The sequence below is a fragment of the Sphingobium chungbukense genome (assembly GCF_001005725.1).
GTDB lineage: Bacteria > Pseudomonadota > Alphaproteobacteria > Sphingomonadales > Sphingomonadaceae > Sphingobium > Sphingobium chungbukense.
In genome coordinates, this window is sequence record NZ_LBIC01000027.1 from 1 (window position 1) to 4754 (window position 4754).

3 protein-coding genes are annotated in these 4754 nt (G+C 64.4%); all 3 read right to left on the minus strand.

Going from position 1 to position 4754, the window contains the following annotated elements; all coding sequences use genetic code 11:
* Positions 1-748, minus strand: a 748-nt coding sequence (locus YP76_RS26300) for an ArdC family protein (RefSeq protein ID WP_046766322.1), incomplete at its 3' end; no start/stop codon positions are given.
* 78 nt (positions 749-826) lie between these two features.
* A complete protein-coding gene (locus tag YP76_RS26305) occupies positions 827-2914 on the minus strand; it encodes a ParB/RepB/Spo0J family partition protein (protein WP_046766323.1) in 2088 nt (695 codons plus the stop codon).
* Between the two features lie 75 nt (positions 2915-2989).
* Positions 2990-4754 (minus strand): strawberry notch C-terminal domain-containing protein (locus YP76_RS26310; RefSeq protein ID WP_046766324.1); only part of this gene is annotated, 1765 nt, incomplete at its 5' end.

A 4754-nucleotide genomic window follows, 5' to 3' on the forward strand; every position in this document is an offset into this window, starting at 1 on the left:
ACTGCAATGTTGCGGGCGGCGCAGACTGTCCAGATAAGGCGACCAGTTCCTCGAAGGCGTAGGCATTGTCGCCAAAGCGCTTGCCGAACGTGCGGGCAAGCCGATCGGCATGGCCTGACCAGTGGATCGTCTCATGACAGCGCGTCGATGCATAATGATCCATCGTTTGAAACGCGGATCGGCTCGGAAGCTGGATATAATCGAAGGTCGGCGTAAAATAGGCCTGACTGCCGCCGTGGCGGACAAGCGCCGGTATCGCCTCGAAAAAGCGGTCGATTTGCGTCTGCCTACGCGAAAGGGCAATCGGTTGCTCCGGTGCATCGACGCTATGGAAATGCGCCGGCAAGCCGTCGATCTGATCGGCGTTGAACACGATGTAATGACGAAGGAAGCGGATGTTGCGGTCAACACTGCGTCCGGTATCCGGATTTGTCTCCTGCTTCCTGAAGGTCGAGTAATAGACCGAGACCGCACCGGCCTCGCCGCGCCTGACATCCCCGCCGAGCGCCTGTGCCTGCCTGCGGGTCATCCAGTAGCGAGAACGATAGCCCTGCGCATCTCCCAGCGCCCAGAGATACAATGTGTTGATGCCGGCATAGGGCGCGCCGCTGTGGCGCAGCGGCCGTCCGCCACCGCCCTGCACACGCCAGGGTCGCGACCAGGGTGGAACTCCTTCCTCGATCTTGCGGATGATGAGGTCGGTGATTTCGGCGGCGACATCGCGGGTGCTCCGCTGACAAGATGGCATGGCAGGTTCCTCGCACGAAGGGAAGGAAACCGCCGACGCGTGAACAGCGCCGGCGGTCAGCGAAAGACGAGAGAGGGGTCAGGCCGCGAGGGCCTCCTGATCTTCCGGTTCGATCACATCGCCCGGATCGGTGGGCGCCTCATCCCCTGGCGCGCGATCGCCTTCCTGGTCCGAGGAAGCGTCCGGGTCATCGCCGCCGGACATCTCCATGCCATCGGCTTGCGGCTGATCGAGAAAGCGCATCGCGTCAGGCACCCAGGCCAGCGCCGCGTCCCGGACCTCAGGCTCGACGATGGCCTCGCCGGCAAAGAGCCGGTTGCATGATTGCGAGATCTCCGATTTCTTCATCGTCGCGTGCCTTGCGGTGAGGGCGGCGCCGCCAACCTTGCCCAATAGCGCGAGGATCGAGCCCTTGCTGATGCGGTCGAAGAAATTCTCCGACGTCGGCCTCCACCAGCTGGCGACATCGACATCCATGATCGTCGCAAGCCGGTTGTGTAGCGGGCATTGTTCGGCGCGATAGCCAGGCTTGGCCTCGAGCGACGCGGCGACGAGATAGGCCATCCAGGCCGCCTTGCTGTCATCGCCCAGGGCGCGGAAGGCCTCGAAACGATCGACCTCGGACCTGTGATCGAGCCAGCTGGAGTCGAGACCGGCATGGGCCTCGGCGAGGTACGTGCGCGCATGCGTCACGGGCTGTTCGCCCGACACCGGATCCTGGGGTCCGCGCGCCCGCATGGTCGAACCATAGGCGCTGAAGCTGCTGGCCCGGTCGTCGATCATGACGAACAGGGCATAGTCGAGCGCCAGCGCCGGGTGGCCAAGAAGCGCGGCGCCGAGGATGTCGCGGCGCTGCATCGCGAGTTCGTCATAGAGCCGCGCGCTGAGCGGCTTGCCGCCAGGCGCCACCGCCTCGGGAGGAGCTGAGGGCGGCGCATGTCCGTCCTGCGGCGCGGTCGCGCCCTCGCCAGCGTCCGCGGGCCCGCCATCATCATCATCGACACCGCCGACGCGAACTGGTTCCTCGCTATAATATTCGGTGTCGAGAACCATTTCGCCCTTGGGCGTGAGCTTGAGGAACGCACCTACCAACGGCCGGATCTCATCTGGCAGCACAGGCGCGCGGCACTGGATCGCCTGCTGCTCTTCGGCAAGGGCATCATATTCCTGATCGAGCGCCTCATAAGTCTGTTGAGAAATGGCTTCCCCATCCATTTCCTCGACGATGGCCGCCTGCCGCTCGGAGACCGCTTCGAGACGCGCCGTCTGCTCGGCGGTGAGATCGGGCTGCGGCAGGATGACCCGATAGAGCCCGGCCGCAGCGCTGTGGATGTAGTTGGACGCAATCGGCCGGATCCAGCCGAGGCCCGTCTCCTCGCCAATGCGCCGTGCTTCCTCTTCCATGATGTCGCCGGCAAGCTTCTGGGCGATTTCCGGGTTGACCCACTTGTCGCCGCTGTCGCTGAAGAGATCACGATCGATCCTGCCGCCCGCACCCGCATAGCGGTCTTCGCCCACCAGTATCGCGACAGGATCGCTGGACTTCATGGTTTCATTGGCGATGACGCGCCGGATGGTGTCGGCATTGGCATAGTTCGTGCCGTAGCTGTTCCAGACGAGAAGCTGCTTCTCCTGATTTTCGGTCGATGCATAGGCCTTGGCGACGTCCAGGGTGATGGCGCCCTCGCTGAGCGCCTCGAAGATCGGCTCGGCGAGCGTTGCAAGACGCAGGCGCCCTTCCACGAAACGCCGCGTCAGCCCGAAACGCTTGGCGACACCGTCCATGTCGTTGTTGAGGCCGATAAAATACTGAAAGGCGCGGCATTCCTCGGCCGGTGTCATTTTGAGCTGGTGGAAGTTCGCTGCTGTCGATGTCTCGGAAAGGGTAGCCTCGTCCCCGACGAGCACCTTGACCGGAACGTCGAACTCATCGGCCGCGATGACGCCACGTTCGGCGAGCAGCAGGAGGCCGCGCAGGCGGCGGCCGCCATCGAAGACCTCGAACGTGCCGCGGGGCTTCTTGACCGGGGTGACGAGCAGGTTCTGGAGGACGCCGCGCGCTTCGAGATCGGCGGCCAGCTGAGGGATTTCCAGCAGTTCGTCGGGCCGCTTGCGGACGTTGATGGGGGAAAGGGTCAGCTTCGAGAGCTTTACGGTCGTGGTCATTGGGCGAACTCCCTTCTGGCGTCCGGATCATCCCGGACACCAACTCCGCTCCTCCTCCCCTTTCATTCATCCGGCTCAGGCCAGGAGTTGCCCCAGGACCGCTTGCGCCGACGCCATCGGCACGAAAACGCGCGTGCGGTAGGCGATGATCTCGGTGAAGCAGCCGAGCGATTTTAGTCGATGCAACTGATCGGCAGGGCATCCCACAAGCTCGATCCTGTGGGAACCGTTGACGCGCGATCGCTTGATCGTGAGGGGAAAGGGATGCGCGATATCGATGGTTCGACCGGCCGACACCGCCCGTGCGACCGCATCTGCGGGAAGCGCTTGCGCACGGTCGATACCGAGCCTTGCGAAAAGCTGGGGTACATGGTCGTCGAACACCAGGCGGCCGAGCCAGGAGCACCCCTGCCCATCGACGATACGGTTGACCACAAGATGATCGCTCGGGAGCGCGGACCAGATGGGAAGGAGGAGCCCCGTCGCGAGCCGGATCGTCTCTGTGTCCACGATCTGGCGCGATGCTTCGACCTCGCCGGCCCAGATGGCGCTGAAACTGTCCCGGTCGACCTCCTCCCAGGAGGTTTCTTGAAGGTCGTCAACCCGCATATATTCATTCCGGCCCGGCCGCATCATCTCCACGCGCGGAATGGGGGTGCCTTCCTTTTCTTCCATGAGCGCGCGCGCCCTGGTCCGCAGCGCGGCCTTCCCCGATCTGCGGTTGATCATGAAGGCGGCGGTGGCATCCTCGTGGGCGACCCGCAGGATGCGATCCAGCGAGACACAGTTGCGCCGGCGCATGATCTCGATGGTGAGCAGATGGGAGGTAGCGCCGGTGAGCGCATCGGTGCGAAGGACGAGGTCCTCGATGACGGTCGCCCTGTCGACAAGGATCGTCTCCACGCCCGCGTCGAGCCGTCCGGCATCGCGCGCCGCCGATACCCGCGTTTCGACAAGCGCCAGGAATTCCTCGAAGATGCTGTTCTGCAGCGCGATGGGAAGGGCCAGGATCCGGTTGAGCCAGCGCTGAATGGGCGGCATCTGGTCCTTCATGACACCGTCCCTGCCGGCCAGTTCAAGCCCGGTGCGGTCCTGGAAGTCATCAAGCGTGATGCTGGCAAGCTTGCCGGCGGCGAGAAGATCGAACCAGCTCAGAAGAGCCGCGCAGGCATATTCGCTTTCAAGATTGTCCGCCGGATCGAAGAGGCCCTGCCCTCCTGTCTGCCGCTGGCCCCGGGTGAGCGCGCCCAGGCTGTCGAGACGCCGCGCGATGGTGCTGGTGAACCGCAGCTCGCCCTTGCAGTCGGTCGTCACCGGGCGGAAGAGCGGTGTCGCTGCCTGGTGCGTTCGATGGGTACGCCCCAGCCCCTGGATCGCACGGTCTGCGCGCCATCCCGGCTCGAGCAGCAGGTGAACCCGCTGCTCCTGGTTTGCCGCGTCAAGCGAGGCGTGGTAGCTGCGGCCGGTACCGCCGGCATCGGAGAAGACAAGGATGCGCTTGCGGCCTGACTGGAAGGCGGCGGCCTCGGCCTGGCTGAGACGGGCGGACCGGCTTTCGAGAGTCTGCCGGCCGTCGCTCCTTGTAATGAGCCTTCTGGTGCGGCCGGTGACCTCGGCAACATTGTCATGCCCAAAATGCTCGAGCATCGCATCGAGCGCCGACATGATCGGCGGCATGGCACAAAGCGTCTCGATCAGCTCGGCGCGCGCCGCCTCGGCTTCGGGGTTGGCGACCGGATTGCCCCTGCCATCGACCATGGGCAGCGAGCGCGGCGCTCCTGTGTCATCGATGAAGACCTGCATCTGCCGGGTAGGGAAGGCTCGCTCGAGATAATCGATG

What these genes read in the sequence shown, in the direction of transcription:
- YP76_RS26305 (WP_046766323.1), bottom strand. Translation starts at nt 2,914, where the DNA reads ATGACCACGACCGTAAAGCTCTCGAAGCTGACCCTTTCCCCCATCAAC.